The sequence below is a fragment of the Aeromonas sp. AE23HZ002T15 genome, from assembly GCF_054165525.2.
Map to the genome: position 1 here is coordinate 2,983,413 of NZ_CM201342.1, position 13,499 is coordinate 2,996,911.

Below are 13,499 nucleotides of genomic sequence, written 5' to 3' on the forward strand. Positions count from 1 at the left end.
CGGTATAAAAGAAGAGCGAATTTTATGGGCTAGTCTAGGTCTAAGCAACATCAAGGAACAACTATTGAGCGCAGATCTCCCTCAAAAGCGCGACAGTTTTATGTAACAAGGTACGTCAGCAAGTTGGTGGCCCCGCATCCGATTCGCTTATCTCGGCAGACTTTTTTATAATCCCGCAGCAAATTTCGGTCCGGAGCCGTGCCTTTATGTCTGTAAAGCCTGAAAAAGTGTCTGAACTGTTCGATTTTCGTCGCAGTGCCCGCGCGGTGCTGGACATTGAAAAACAAGCGATTGATGGACTCTATCAGTACCTCGACGAGCATTTCGACAAGGCTTGCGAGATGGTGCTGCGCTGCGGCGGCAAGATAGTGGTCACCGGCATGGGTAAGTCAGGCCATGTGGGCAACAAGATAGCCGCGACCCTGGCCAGCACGGGGACGCCCGCCTTTTTCCTCCACCCGGGTGAAGCGAGCCACGGGGATCTGGGGATGATCTCCGCGGGGGATCTCATCATCGCCATCTCCAACTCCGGCGAGAGCGACGAGATCCTGGCCCTGCTGCCGGTGCTCAAGCGCCGCGGCATCCCGCTCATCTGCATGACCGGCAACCCGGCCTCGACCATGGCCAAGGAGGCCAACGTGCACCTGTGCATCCGGGTCGAGCAGGAGGCCTGTCCCCTCGGCCTGGCCCCCACCTCCAGCACCACGGCGACCCTGGTGATGGGGGATGCGCTGGCGGTGGCCCTGCTGGAGGCCCGCGGCTTCACCGCCGACGACTTCGCCCTCTCTCATCCGGGTGGGTCGCTGGGCAAGCGCCTGCTGCTGCGGGTGGGCGACCTGATGCACAGCGGCGAGCTGTTGCCCCGGGTGGGGATAGATGCCACCATCAGCCAGGCCTTGCTGGAGGTGAGCCGCAAGGGGCTCGGCATGACGGCTGTGGTGGACGAGCAGGGTGTGCTGGCGGGTCTGTTCACCGACGGTGACCTGCGCCGGATCCTGGATCTGCAGGTGGATATCCATCACACCTCGATCGCCAAGGTGATGACGGTCAACTGTGTTACCGTAGGGCCTGAGATGATGGCGGCCGAGGCCGTCAAGCTGATGGAAACCAGAAAGATTAACGGATTGCTGGTGGTGGATGGGGAACGACGGCCGCTGGGCGCCTTCAACATGCACGACCTGCTGAAAGCCGGGGTGATTTGATGCAAGATGTACCGACCCTCTATGGTCCGGTGACGCGCAGCCAGTTCGAGAAGGCGGCGCAGATCCGCCTGCTGGTGTGCGATGTGGATGGGGTGCTCTCCAACGGCTTCATCTACATGGGTAACAACGGCGAAGAATTGAAGACCTTCTGCACCCGGGACGGGGCGGGCATGCGTGCCCTGCTCAACGCCGGGATAGAGATCGCCATCATCACGGGGCGCAACTCCCGCATCGTCAGCGATCGGATGAAGAGCCTGGGGGTGCAACACCTGGTGCAGGGGGCGGATCAGAAGCTGCCCCACTTCGAGGCCTTGCTGACCAAGCTGGGGCTGAGTGCCGAGCAGGCGGCCTACATGGGGGATGACACCATAGATCTGCCGGTGATGCAGGCCTGCGGCCTCGGTATCGCGGTGGCGGACGCCCACCCTCTGGTGCTGGCCCGCGCCGATCTGGTCACCCGGCTGGGGGGCGGTGTCGGCGCGGTGCGCGAGGTGTGCGACCTCATCTTGCAGGCCCGGGGGCTCGGTGACTTCCAGCCCGAGGCGTCGCGATGAACAAGCAGACTATTCTCTTCGCCCTGCTTTTCCTGGTGGCCTTGGCTGCCTGGCAGCTGGGTGACATAGAGTTGGCGCCTGAGTCGACCACCAAGGTAGAGAATTATCAGCCTGATTTCACCGCCAAGAACCTGGTCACCACCCGCTTCGACGAGCAGGGGAAACGGACCGAGCGGCTGGAGTCTGAGTTTGCCGAGTATTTCCAGATCCTCGAGCAGGCGACCTTCAACAAGCCGGTCATCTACCTCTTCGATGAGAAGGGGGAGGCCGAGTGGAAGGTGACGGCCGAGACCGGGGTGCTCAATACCGATGACAACGTGATCCTGCGGGACAAGGTGCATCTGGATGGCCTGTTGCCGGCCTCCTTCATCTCCACCCTGGACACCCAGTATCTGGAGATGGACATGGTGACCCAGGACGTGAGAAGCAACCAGCACATCCGCATTCAGGGTCAAGAATTCCAGACCGAGGGCGTAGGCCTCAAGGGTCATCTGGAACGTAAATATTTCGAATTACTGGATAAAGGCCATGCCATTTATTTCAATGAAAAACGCTAATCTGGCCCTCGCGGCCCTGTTGCTGTGCGGCGCGGCAAATGCCAAAGAGTCCGACTTCACCGAGAAGGTCTATGTGGACGCGGTCAAGCAGGTGGCCGAGATGCAGGACAACCGCGTCACCTTCAGCGAGGACGTCATCATCACCCAGGGCACCATCAAGATTAAGGCCGACAAGGTCGTGGTGATCCGCTCCGGGGAGAAAGGCGCCGAGGTGATGACCGCCTACGGCAGCCCGGCCACCTTCTTCCAGATCCTGGACAACGGCAAGCCGGTCAACGCCCACGGCAACAGCATCCGCTACGAGCTGAAGAACCGCCTGGTGACCATCACGGGCAACGGCCAGCTCAAGCAGGAAGACAGCCAGGTCAATGGCGATCTCATTCGCTACGACATCGTCAAACAGAAGATGATCGCCGAGAGCAAGGGGCCAACCCAGCGCGTCAAGACGGTGTTCCTGCCGGATCAGGTCGAGAATTTCGACAAGCCCGCCGATCAGAAGAAGTAGGAAACAACAGCCATGGCAGTGTTAAAAGCAGTGGGCTTGCAGAAGAGTTACAAGCGTCGCATGGTGGTCAGTGACGTGAGCCTGGAAGTGGGCACCGGCCAGATCGTGGGGCTGCTTGGCCCGAACGGGGCTGGCAAGACCACCTCCTTCTACATGATAGTGGGGTTGGTGCAGCGGGATGCCGGGCTCATCACCATAGACGATCAGGACATCAGCCTGCAGCCCATGCATATCCGGGCGCGCAACGGCATCGGCTACCTGCCCCAGGAGGCCTCCATCTTCCGCCGCCTGTCGGTTTTCGACAACCTGATGGGGGTCATGCAGACCCGCAAGGGGTTGAGCAGCGAGGAGCGGGAAGACAAGGTCGAGCAATTGCTGGAAGAGTTCAACATCACCCATATCCGTGACAGCCTGGGTCAGAGCCTGTCAGGGGGGGAGCGCCGCCGGGTCGAGATCGCCCGGGCGCTGGCAGCAGAGCCGAGATTTATTCTGCTGGATGAGCCTTTCGCAGGGGTTGACCCCATTTCTGTCATAGATATCAAGAAAATCATCCAGCACCTGAAGGAACGGGGCCTGGGGGTCTTGATCACCGACCACAACGTTCGTGAGACGCTGGATGTGTGCGAGAAGGCCTATATCGTCAGCCACGGCAAGATGATTGCCGAGGGGGCCCCGGCGGACATCCTCGCCGATGAGCAGGTCAAGCGCGTCTATTTGGGCGATCAATTCAGTCTATAGTAAGGGGGCATTCCCTCATTTTTGTTAGGTGACTGCCTCGCTGAACATAAGGATATCCCGACGTAGATGAAGCCGACATTACAGTTGCGTCTCGGTCAGTCCCTGACCATGACGCCACAATTACAACAAGCGATTCGTCTGCTCCAGCTCTCCACGCTGGAACTCCAGCAGGAAATTCAGCAAGCGCTCGATAACAACCCCTTGCTGGAGCAAGAGGAGAGCGAGGCGCAGGAAACCAATCCGACCGAGGTGGCCGACGCCAGTCAGCTGGATTCCAGCGACGCCATGGCGCAGGACAAGATGCCGGACGAGTTGCCCGTCGATACGACCTGGGACGAGGTCTACTCGGCCGGGACGGCCCAGAGCGCCGGCCCCATCCACGATGGGGAGGAGAGCGTCTATCAGGGGGAAACCACCGAAAACCTGCAGGATTATCTGTTGTGGCAGATGCGGCTGACGCCGTTCAGCGATCTGGATGCCGCCATCGCCCTCGCCATCATCGACGCCATCGACGAATCCGGGTATTTGACGGTATCTCTCGAGGATATTCAGGCTGCAGTCAGCAGTGAAGAGGTAGAAGTTGAACTGGATGAGGTCGAAGCCGTGCTCAAGCGGGTGCAGCATTTCGATCCGCTCGGCATCGCCGCCCGCTCCGTGCAGGAGTGCCTGCTGATCCAGTTGGGCCAGTATCCGTCCGATCTGCCCTGGCTCAACGAGGCGAGGGAGGTGATCAGCGAGCACATGGATTTGCTCGGCAACCGTGACTATCGCACCCTGGCGCGCAAGACCCGGCTCAAGGAGAGCGACCTCAAGGAAGTGCTGGACCTTATCCAGCAGTTGGAGCCCAGACCCGGCAACGGCGTCATACAGAGTGAATCCCAATACGTGATCCCGGATGTTTCCGTGGTCAAGAAAGGCAGCAAGTGGGTGGTGGAGCTCAACCCGGATTCGGCGCCGCGCATTCGCGTCAACGAGACCTATGCGGCCATGGCCCGCAATGCGCGCAGCAGCACGGATACTCAGTTCATCCGCTCCCACCTGCAGGAGGCCAAGTGGTTTATCAAGAGCCTGGAGAGTCGGAACGACACCCTGCTCAAGGTGGCCAGCTGCATCGTCGAACAGCAGCAGGGCTTCTTCGAGTATGGGGAAGAGGCCATGAAGCCCATGGTGCTCAACGACATTGCCGAGGCGGTGGAGATGCACGAGTCGACCATCTCGCGGGTGACGACCCAGAAGTACATGCATACGCCTCGCGGCATCTTTGAACTGAAGTTTTTTTTCTCCAGTCACGTGAATACGGAAGGAGGAGGAGAGTGCTCATCGACCGCTATTCGCGCCTTGATCAAGAAGCTGGTGACGGCGGAAAGCCCCGCCAAGCCGCTTAGTGATAGCAAGATCGCGGATTTGCTGGCCGAACAGGGTATTATGGTGGCGAGACGCACGATCGCAAAGTACCGTGAATCCTTGTTGATCCCGCCATCCAATCAGCGCAAACGCCTGGTTTAGGCAAACAAAAGGAAGACGTTATGCAAATTAACCTGACCGGACACCATGTCGAGATTACCGAAGCTCTGCGTGATTATGTGAACAACAAATTTGCCAAACTCGAGCGTCACTTTGACCATATCAACAACGTGCATGTGGTGTTGAGCGTCGAAAAACTGAACCAGATTGCCGAAGCCAAGCTGCATGTCAGCGGAGGCGAGGTGTTCGCCAACTCGGAGCATGCCGACATGTATGCTGCGATTGATACCCTGCTGGATAAGCTGGACAGACAGATTATCAAGCATAAAGATAAGTTAAATCAAAAATAACTATGCAACTTGAACACATACTGAGTCGGGACTGCACCAAGAGTGCGGTCCCCTGTACCAGCAAGAAACGCGCTCTCGAGATCATCAGTGAACTGGCCGCAGAGCGCCTCGGCACCTCCCGTCAGGTGTTGTTTGAAAGCCTGCTGGCGCGGGAAAAAATGGGCAGTACCGGGATCGGTGCCGGTATTGCCATTCCTCATGGCCGGATCGACGATGCCTTTGCACCGACGGCTGTGTTGATGACCTTCTCCGAACCCATCCCTTTCGACTCGATCGACAATCAACCGGTTGACCTGCTCTTTGCATTGCTGGTGCCGGAAAGCGAGTGCAAGCAGCATCTCAAGACCCTTTCCCTGATGGCATCCAAGCTGGGTGACAAGGCCGTCTGCCGCCAGTTGCGCCAGGCGACCAGTGACGAAGAACTCTATCAGATCATGACCTCGGCCTGATGCCGGAGCGGCACGGCCAGGTTGGCGTGAGGGGACAAGATGCAATTAATAGTGGTAAGCGGTCGTTCGGGCTCCGGCAAGACGGTCGCCCTGCGGGTGCTGGAAGATCTGGGGTACTACTGCGTAGACAACCTGCCGGTCAATCTGCTGCCCCAGCTGATCGTCTCGGTGGAGAGCCAGTACGACAAGTTGGCGGTCAGCATAGACGTGCGCAACCTGCCCACCGAACCGGATCGGCTGGAGAACCTGCTGGCCCAGGTTCGCAATGAAGGGCGGGTGGAGTTTTCCAGCTTCTTCTTCGATGCGGACAATACGACCCTGCTCAAGCGTTATGGCGAGAGTCGCCGGCTGCACCCCCTGTCTCGCAACAAGCTGTCGCTGGACGAGGCCATCCGGGAGGAGACCCATCTGCTGGCGCCGCTCTCCTCCACCGCCGATCTGCGCATCGACACCACCAACCTCAGCATTCACGACCTGAGCGAGCTCATCAAGACCCGGGTGCTCGGTAAGAAAGAGAACGAGCTGGTGCTGGTGTTCGAGTCGTTCGGTTTCAAGTACGGCATCCCCAAGGATGCGGACTTCGTGTTCGACGCCCGCTTCCTGCCGAACCCCCACTGGATCCCCGAGCTCAAGCCCTTTACCGGTAAGGACGAGCCGGTGGCCAACTATCTCTCCAGCCAGGCTGATGTCATGCTGTTCATCCAGCAGATCGAGAACATGCTGGGTACCTGGTTGCCCCATCTGGAGCGCAACAACCGCAGCTATGTGACGGTGGGCATTGGCTGTACCGGCGGCCAGCACAGATCCGTGTTCATCGCCGAACGGCTGGCGAGCGCGTTCCGCCTGCTCGGCAAGAACGTGCAGATCCGCCACCGCACCCTGGACAAGCGCTCGGCGCAAGCCTGACAAAAGGATGCACAGATGACTGTTTCCGCCTCGGTAGAAGTCAAAAACAAGCTGGGTATCCATGCCAGACCGGCCATGATGCTGTTCGAGCTGGTGCAGGGCTTCGATGCCCACGTCTTGCTGCGCAATGAGGACGGGGTCGAAGCCGATGCGGACAGCGTGATCGGCCTGCTGATGCTGGACTCCGCCCAGGGCAAGCAGGTGGAGGTACAGGTGGAGGGGCCGGAGGAAGCGGAGGCCCTGGCCGCCGTGGTGGCGCTCTTCACCTCGGGCTTCAACGAGGAGTAGGCGTCTCTCTGACTAGGAGCCGGTGCGCGCCAGCGCCTTGAAACCGGCGAAACTGCGACAGGCCAGCAAGTTCTTGCTGGCTTTTTCGTTCATCAGGGTCAGGAAGAGATCGTAGAGGCCCATGGCCTCCTCATAGTCCGCCTTGGCGATGGCCAGTAGGAAGATGAGGGTGGCGGTCTCGCCATTGCCCCAGTCGATGCCCTGGGGCGCCAGGACTGTGTACACCAGGGTGCGGCGGGCCAGCAGGCCGAGGGAGTGGGGCAGGGCTATGCCATCCCCCAGCATGGTGGAGACGATGTGCTCCCGCTCCTGCAATGACCCCCGAAAGCCGTTCTCCACCAGATCCTCCACCTCCAGCTGGCTGCAGATACGATCAAACAGCGCCGCCTGGCTGAGCGGTTCGGTGACCACCATGAAGTGGTCGGCATCGAAGTACTTGTCGAGCAGATAGGGGCGGGTGCGATCGACCAGCACCAGCTTGCCGAGCTGCTCCAGCTGATACTGGGCCGGGAAGGGGGTCACCTGCACCACGGGGACGTTCTTCTCGCTCACCTTGACCGTGCTGATGACGAAATCCTGCTCGATCCGCGCCAGCCCCTCGTAGTCCCGCACCGATTCCAGGCTGGTCAGCTGCAACTGGGGATATTCCCGCTTGATCCTCGCCTCCAGCACCCGGAAGGTGGCATTGCCGGCATCGCACAGCAGCAGCGCCTGGGAGGGGCGGCTGTAGCCGATGTCATAGTGGCGCTCCAGCCCGACCCCGATATGGATCACTAGGTAGCCTATCTCGTGATGGGTGAGGTGATAGGGGGTCTGCTTGATCCACTCGGAGATGGCGGCCAGGGTGATGTCATAGGCGAGGGGATAGTACTGCTTGATGTGATCCGCCAACGGGTTGTGGCTGCCTATCTGATATTTGATCCGCAGCAGCATGGCACTGATATGGGCCAGCAGATCGTTGTGCAGCTGGCTGTCGTGACGCAGATCATAGGGATAATGCTGGTGGATGTACTCCAGCAGGTGTTCCACCAGTTGGGCGCTCTCGGCGGCCATGGCCGGGCTGAGCTGCGGGGTGTCGGTAATGAGCCGGGCCTGGATCTGGATGGCGAGGCCATTGACCTCGGGCTCCCCGGGCCGGGTGAGGGTGGGCAGCTCCCCATAGATGTCGCGGGCCACGGCGGTGAGGGGGGCGGTCAGATCCTCGCTGCTAAAGGTCAGCAGCTCATGGCCAGCCGCCTGGCGCAGCAGGGCCACGGCACAGTAGATGGTGAGCTGCTGCAGGCTCTCATCGGCCAGCCTGAGTTGATGACGACCCAGCTGGGCGTGGATCCGGTTGCCGATGATTTCCAGTGTCTTGCTGGGGCAGAGGTTCGGCAGCAGGCCCTGCAAGGGGCTGTTGCGGGTCTGCTCCCGGTAGAGCAACTGGGTGAGGCAGGCCCGGATGGCCGTTTCCTCCCCCTGGATGCGCATGCCGAGGCGGGGCTTGCTCTCGATGCTGAGCCCGAAATGGGTCAGCCGCTCCCTCACTTCCGCCATGTCCCCCTGCAGTGCCGCCCGGCTCAGATACCAGGTGTCCGCCAGCTCATCGAGCTTGATCCCCTGCTCGGCGGTGAGCAGCAGCAGTTGCAGATGCAGCACCCGCTCCCGACTGGTGCGAGGCAGGCTGGTCTCCTGCTCCTGCGCCGCCAGCAGCTCGTCAAACAGCCCCTGATTGTAAATCTTGAGTTGATAGCCACTGCCGCGCTGGTGGATGAGGTGGGCGCCGTGGGTGGCGATCAGCTCGTTGAGGGTCGCCACGTCGGTGCGCACCGTGCGGGTGGAGACATTGAGGCGACGGGCCAGCTCCTCCTGCGGCAAGGCCTCGGCGTGGAGTTGGGTCAGCAACTGATGGAGTCTGGGGTGGGGCAGCTTGGTCATGGGAAGAGGGGACTCCTGTCGCGGGGGAAGAAGGATGTTAACAGACTGAATCGTCAACAAGCCAGGCACCAGCCAGAGGTTGGACCGGTGCCGTTGTCATCGTCACGCCAGCAGCTGTTTCACCATGGTGAGCAGGGTGCGCACGTCCTCGGGACGGGTCTGGCCTTCGTCATCGATGATGGAGCTGTAGACATGGGGGATCACCTTCTCGACCCCGGCATCCAGGGCGATCCGAACTATCTCCTCGAAGTTGTCCAGATCGATGCCGCCGGTGGGTTCCAGCCAGAAGCCGTGGCGGGCACAGGCCTCGGCCACCGCCTGATACTCGTCCCGGCTCTTGAGCCCCCCCATGGGGAAGAACTTGACCGAGCTGCCGCCCATGTCCTTGAGCATGGCGATGGCGGTATCGATGGGCACTAGGCCGTCGGCCTGGCCGGCGCTGAGGGGGCCGGTGGAGATCTTCACCATGCCGGGGGTGCCGGTGGGGGAGACGAGGCCGTTGACCAGGCTCTGGGACTGACCGAGCCGCGCCCGGCTGGCACCGACCCCGGTGAAGACCTGGTTGACATGCTGGGGCTGCAGCAGGCCGGCCAGCTCCGCCACCATGGCGGACTGGCGGGGATCCCCCGCCCCCAGGCCGATGGAGAGGGCGTTGTCGATGAGCGCGGCATACTCGCGCATGTCGGCGACGGCGGCGGGGACATCCGGGTAGTTCTTGGAGAGCACGCCGACCAGCACATGGCCTTCGGCCGCCTCATAGACGTCGACGGCATTCTGTTTGGATCCGGCCAGCACGTTGAGGCAGACGCGGTCGCGGTAGTAGTTCGGAATGAGAGACATCAGTGGTTCTCCTGGGTGAGTTGGGCGATGGCCGCGTGGATCTGGTCGAGTTGGGCCGGGCTGACGCTGCGCACATCGATCTCGATATGGCCCTCGTTGGCCTTGTAGCCGCGGCAGTAGATGGCGGGGCTGCCCTGCTGCAGGCGTGCCACCACCTGGACCGTAGTCATGCCGAGGCGCTCATGGTCGAAGGCGATGTCGGTGCGGGCGATGTCGCGCCCTGCGCTGTCCCACACCACTCTGGCGGTGACGCCAGGCAATAGGTTGAGGCGATCGATGAAGGGGATCATCTTGCTCACCATGGCGGCGCCGCTCTCTTTTTCCTTCTCCAGATAGCGCTCGATGGCGTGGGTCAGACCGAGGATCCCCTCCTTGCCGACCTTCATGGCACGACCTATGCCGTTCGCCTGCTGCTTGACCCACTCCACATACTGGGCCTTGCCGAGCACCAGACCGCTGGTGGGCCCCTCGATGGCCTTGGCGCCGCTGTAGATGACCAGATCGGCCCCCTGCTGATAGTAAAGACGCAGATCCTCCTCCGCCGCCGCATCGACGATGAGCGGCAGCTGGTGGGCCCTGGCTACCTCGGCGGCTTCGGCTACCGACAGAATGCTCTTCTGCACGCAGTGGTGAGACTTGATGTAGAGGATGGCGGCCGTGTTGGGGTTGATGGCTGCGGCCAGCTGGGCTGGGGAGCACTCGTTGGCATAGCCGGCCTCCACCACCTTGCCGCCCCCCAGGTTGACCATGGTGCCGACTGGGGCGCCGAAGTTCACGTTGTGACCCTTGGGCAGCACGATTTCGCTCGGTACATGGTGGGCATGGGCGTGCAGCTGCTCGAGGCGATAGGCGTCACCGCGCACTATCAGGGCCGCCACCGACTGGGCGATACCGGCGCTGGCGCAGGAGACCACGACCGCATCTTCCACCCCCAGCAGGCTGGCGAGGTAGGCACCTGTCTTGTTGACCAGATCCTTCACCTCGAAGTAGTGACCCAGGCCGAAGTTGACCGCCTCGACCACCTCCTGCTCCGGGGTGGAGACGCCGAGTATGGTCATGCGCCCGGAGGCGTTGATAACGGGTTTGAGCCGATATTTCTCATAAACAGAAGGCATGGTGTGATTTCCCATAGTGAGTCAGAACCAGATCGCCGCCCACCAGGGTGGCGAGGGGAAGCAGTTGCAGGTCGCCGCTGCGCGATTGCGCCTCGGTGTCCGTGAACAGGGTCTGGCCTTTGGCCAGATCGAACAGGGTCAGATCGGCATCGGCCCCCACCTCGAGTCGCCCCTTGCCGGGCAGGCGCAGGGCATCGGCGGCCTGATGGGTGACGCAGGCGAGCACCTGTTCCAGGCTCATGCCGATGACGAAAAACTTCGACATCACGTGGGCCAGGCTGTAGACGGGGCCCTTGATGCGGTTCTTGCAGTAGATGTCTGAGCTGATGGTGTGGGGCAAAATTCCCTGGCGGATAGCGTGCTCCGCCACCTCGAAGCTGAAGCTGGCCCCGCCATGGCCGATGTCGAGGCGCAGGCCACGCTGCATGGCGTCGCGCACCGCCTGACGCAGCTCGCCGGCCGGGGTCAGGATGCGGTTCGGCTTGCCGTTGAAGCAGTGGGTCAGCAGATCCCCCTCGCCCAGCAGGGCGACGATCTCGTCCAGATCCGGTGGCGTGTTGCCCACGTGCACCATCAGCGGCAGGTCGCCGTTATCGCGCTGGATCTGTTTGGCGATGCGCAGGGGCTGCAAGCCATTCTCGCCGACCACGCTGCCACTCATGCGTGCCTTGATGCCGACGATGAAGCCAGGGTGGCGGCGGATGGCCGCCAGGGCCAGGGCCGGGTCTATGTCGGCCGGGTTGGCCAGCTCGTTCTGGCGCAGCAGGCCGATGCGGGAGATGTTGAGCAGGGCGTGGACCCGGGTCTTGCAGTCCGCGGCCAGCCGCTGGAACGCATCCACGTCGTCGGCCCCCGTGCTGCCCGCGTCGATGACGGTCGTGACCCCTGATTCGACCCCCACCTTGTCCGGTTCGTCGTGATAGATGGGGGAGGCGGGATAGCAGTGGGTGTGGCCATCGATCCAGCCTGCGCTCACATAGGTTTGCCCCGCCAGATCCAGGGTCTGTCTTGCCTCGGCCGTGGCGGGGAGAGTGCCCATGGCCGCTATCTTGCCGTCCAAAATGGCGATGTCGATGAGCTCGCCATTTCCCTGGCGTCCCGCTCTGATGATGAAGTCATACATGGTGCTGGCCTCTAGAAGACCGCCCCGCGGGGCGGCCGGTGTTTATGCAAGGGCTATCGGGAAGAAGGTGCCTAACAGCATGGCACCCAGGATGGCGCCGCCTGTGATGGGCTTGTTCCAGATGTAGAACAGCAGCGCCCCCAGCAGGGACCCCAGACCGATGGGGATGGAGGCCCCCATGGCGGAGAGGATGATCAGGGGGCCGAGGAAGCGCCCCGAGCTGTTGCCAGCCCCCATCATCACATCCGCCCCATAGGTGGAGTTGCTCTGGTTGATGGTGAACTTGCGCGCCAGGATGATCACGTAGCCGATGGCCAGGCCAATGCCCATGCCGGTGACCAGGGAAGCGGTGAAGTTCTCCACCGGGTAGACGATGCCGGCGCCCAGCAGCAGGGCGGGAACCCCCAGGCCGACACCGGTCTGGATGGCGCCGCCGATATCCAGGATCCCCACCAGGGAGCCTTCGATGATGCGGGCGAACAGGAAGCTGGCGCCAAAGGCGGCGACCGCGCCATAGGCACCGGTGTCCATGCCGGCTTTCAGCATGGCGACGAAGGCCACCTCGTTGAAGGCGCCAACCCCGTACAGGTAGAACATGTGGGTTCCGGCAAAGACCCCGGCCGATAGCAGGCCGACGAAGATGGGGAAGGACCAGTCCGCATACCAGAAGTTGTTTCTCAGTTTCTCATCCATGGGATAGCCCTTATTTGCCGCTCATCAGGTTGTGGACATTCTCCAGCCACAGGGGGATCCCCATGTGGAAGGACTCGATCAGTTTCATGTCGAAGCCACGGAAGAATCCGCTCAGCACGAACAGCAGCACTATGGCCGCCATCATCACGCGGGTGACATGGTTCCAGCCGCTCTCTTCGACGCCCTTGCCGATCAGGATGCCGAGCACCAGGCCGGGAACGGCGTTGCCCATGATGAGCTGAGCCATGCCGCCGAAGATGGTGGCCCAGAAGCCGGACTTCTTGCCCGCCTCGATGGCGGCCAGCCAGAAGATCACCGGCATCACTGTGTTGATCAGGAGGTTGGCGGCCGGCACCAGCACCTTGACGGCGGTGACCTGCAAGGCGGCGGGGACGGCGGCGGCCGTGCTGTTGAGGAAGGCGACGACGATGGCACCTATGATGCCGCAGGCGATGGCCATCTTCCTGGGATCGTGCAGGGTGGTGGCGAGATCCCGGTTCTTGATCATCAAGGCAGCGGCACCCCAGTTTGGCAGGATGCGGTGATCCACATCCTGGGTGAAGGCCCCTGCCGCGACCGTGGAGGCCCAGGCGTTGAAGAAGAAGCCAAGACCGAAGGAGAAGTGTGACGCCGGGTCCCCCTCACAGGAGTTGAGCTCGCCCAGGGTACGGAAGGCCCCCATGCCCTGCACCGTCGGTGCGTGGAACATCCGCGCCGCGCCGGCCCCGACACCGACGCCCACCAGGCCGCCGATGATCAACGATTTGAAAAGAATGATTAGAAACATCCAACGTGTCC

General features: G+C 61.7%; 16 protein-coding genes. 10 read left to right on the top strand and 6 right to left on the bottom strand.

Features of this window, described 5'->3' with window-relative positions:
- The first annotated feature begins 206 nt into the window (after window positions 1-206).
- The 10 genes from ACT5M9_RS13870 (at window position 207) to npr (ending at window position 7,013) form a co-directional block, all read left to right on the top strand.
- Window positions 207-1,202, top strand: a complete 996-nt coding sequence (locus ACT5M9_RS13870) for a KpsF/GutQ family sugar-phosphate isomerase (RefSeq protein ID WP_457982062.1) — start codon at window positions 207-209, stop codon at window positions 1,200-1,202.
- Complete coding sequence (gene kdsC / locus ACT5M9_RS13875; protein ID WP_457982063.1) at window positions 1,202-1,756, top strand: 3-deoxy-manno-octulosonate-8-phosphatase KdsC; 555 nt, start codon at window positions 1,202-1,204, stop codon at window positions 1,754-1,756. Before ACT5M9_RS13870 ends, kdsC begins: the two co-directional genes overlap by 1 nt.
- Window positions 1,753-2,313, top strand: a complete 561-nt coding sequence (gene lptC / locus ACT5M9_RS13880; protein ID WP_438550816.1) for an LPS export ABC transporter periplasmic protein LptC — start codon at window positions 1,753-1,755, stop codon at window positions 2,311-2,313. The genes kdsC and lptC overlap by 4 nt, the downstream gene beginning before the upstream one ends.
- Window positions 2,300-2,818 (top strand): lipopolysaccharide transport periplasmic protein LptA, encoded by a 519-nt coding sequence (gene lptA, locus ACT5M9_RS13885; protein WP_438550828.1) that lies wholly within the window; start codon window positions 2,300-2,302, stop codon window positions 2,816-2,818. Before lptC ends, lptA begins: the two co-directional genes overlap by 14 nt.
- A gap of 12 nt (window positions 2,819-2,830) precedes the next feature.
- Window positions 2,831-3,556: an LPS export ABC transporter ATP-binding protein gene (gene lptB, locus ACT5M9_RS13890; RefSeq protein WP_438550815.1), complete on the top strand. Its 726-nt coding sequence runs from the start codon at window positions 2,831-2,833 to the stop codon at window positions 3,554-3,556.
- Window positions 3,557-3,622: 66 nt separating this feature from the next.
- The gene (locus ACT5M9_RS13895; RefSeq protein WP_457982064.1) at window positions 3,623-5,062 is read left to right on the top strand and encodes an RNA polymerase factor sigma-54; all 1,440 of its coding nucleotides are present in this window, start codon (window positions 3,623-3,625) and stop codon (window positions 5,060-5,062) included.
- 20 nt (window positions 5,063-5,082) lie between these two features.
- Window positions 5,083-5,370, top strand: coding sequence for a ribosome hibernation promoting factor (gene hpf, locus ACT5M9_RS13900; protein ID WP_042001473.1), 288 nt, complete (start codon window positions 5,083-5,085; stop codon window positions 5,368-5,370).
- A gap of 2 nt (window positions 5,371-5,372) precedes the next feature.
- Entirely contained in the window at window positions 5,373-5,819 is a 447-nt protein-coding gene (gene ptsN / locus ACT5M9_RS13905; RefSeq protein ID WP_349920773.1) for a PTS IIA-like nitrogen regulatory protein PtsN, read from the top strand.
- A gap of 39 nt (window positions 5,820-5,858) precedes the next feature.
- Complete coding sequence (gene rapZ, locus ACT5M9_RS13910; RefSeq protein WP_457982066.1) at window positions 5,859-6,725, top strand: RNase adapter RapZ; 867 nt, start codon at window positions 5,859-5,861, stop codon at window positions 6,723-6,725.
- A gap of 15 nt (window positions 6,726-6,740) precedes the next feature.
- Complete coding sequence (npr, locus tag ACT5M9_RS13915) at window positions 6,741-7,013, top strand: PTS phosphocarrier protein NPr (RefSeq protein WP_438550812.1); 273 nt, start codon at window positions 6,741-6,743, stop codon at window positions 7,011-7,013.
- A 12-nt stretch (window positions 7,014-7,025) separates the two neighbouring features.
- Here the strand turns inward: npr and ACT5M9_RS13920 are convergent, their stop codons facing one another.
- The 6 genes from ACT5M9_RS13920 to ACT5M9_RS13945 form a co-directional block, all read right to left on the bottom strand.
- Window positions 7,026-8,930 carry a BglG family transcription antiterminator gene (locus ACT5M9_RS13920; protein WP_457982067.1) on the bottom strand — a complete coding sequence of 635 codons (1,905 nt, stop codon included), beginning with the start codon at window positions 8,928-8,930 and terminating at the stop codon, window positions 7,026-7,028.
- 102 nt (window positions 8,931-9,032) lie between these two features.
- Window positions 9,033-9,770 (bottom strand): 2-dehydro-3-deoxy-phosphogluconate aldolase, encoded by a 738-nt coding sequence (gene dagF / locus ACT5M9_RS13925; RefSeq protein ID WP_457982069.1) that lies wholly within the window; start codon window positions 9,768-9,770, stop codon window positions 9,033-9,035.
- On the bottom strand, window positions 9,770-10,885 hold the full coding sequence (locus ACT5M9_RS13930) for a DgaE family pyridoxal phosphate-dependent ammonia lyase (RefSeq protein ID WP_457982070.1): 1,116 nt from the start codon (window positions 10,883-10,885) through the stop codon (window positions 9,770-9,772). Before ACT5M9_RS13930 ends, dagF begins: the two co-directional genes overlap by 1 nt.
- Window positions 10,869-12,008, bottom strand: a complete 1,140-nt coding sequence (locus tag ACT5M9_RS13935; protein WP_457982072.1) for an EF_0837/AHA_3915 family putative deacetylase — start codon at window positions 12,006-12,008, stop codon at window positions 10,869-10,871. Before ACT5M9_RS13935 ends, ACT5M9_RS13930 begins: the two co-directional genes overlap by 17 nt.
- Before the next feature lie 42 nt (window positions 12,009-12,050).
- On the bottom strand, window positions 12,051-12,701 hold the full coding sequence (locus tag ACT5M9_RS13940; RefSeq protein WP_438550807.1) for an EF_0833/AHA_3914 family membrane protein: 651 nt from the start codon (window positions 12,699-12,701) through the stop codon (window positions 12,051-12,053).
- Window positions 12,702-12,711: 10 nt separating this feature from the next.
- Window positions 12,712-13,488 carry a DUF4311 domain-containing protein gene (locus ACT5M9_RS13945; protein WP_457982073.1) on the bottom strand — a complete coding sequence of 259 codons (777 nt, stop codon included), beginning with the start codon at window positions 13,486-13,488 and terminating at the stop codon, window positions 12,712-12,714.
- Window positions 13,489-13,499 lie beyond the last annotated feature (11 nt).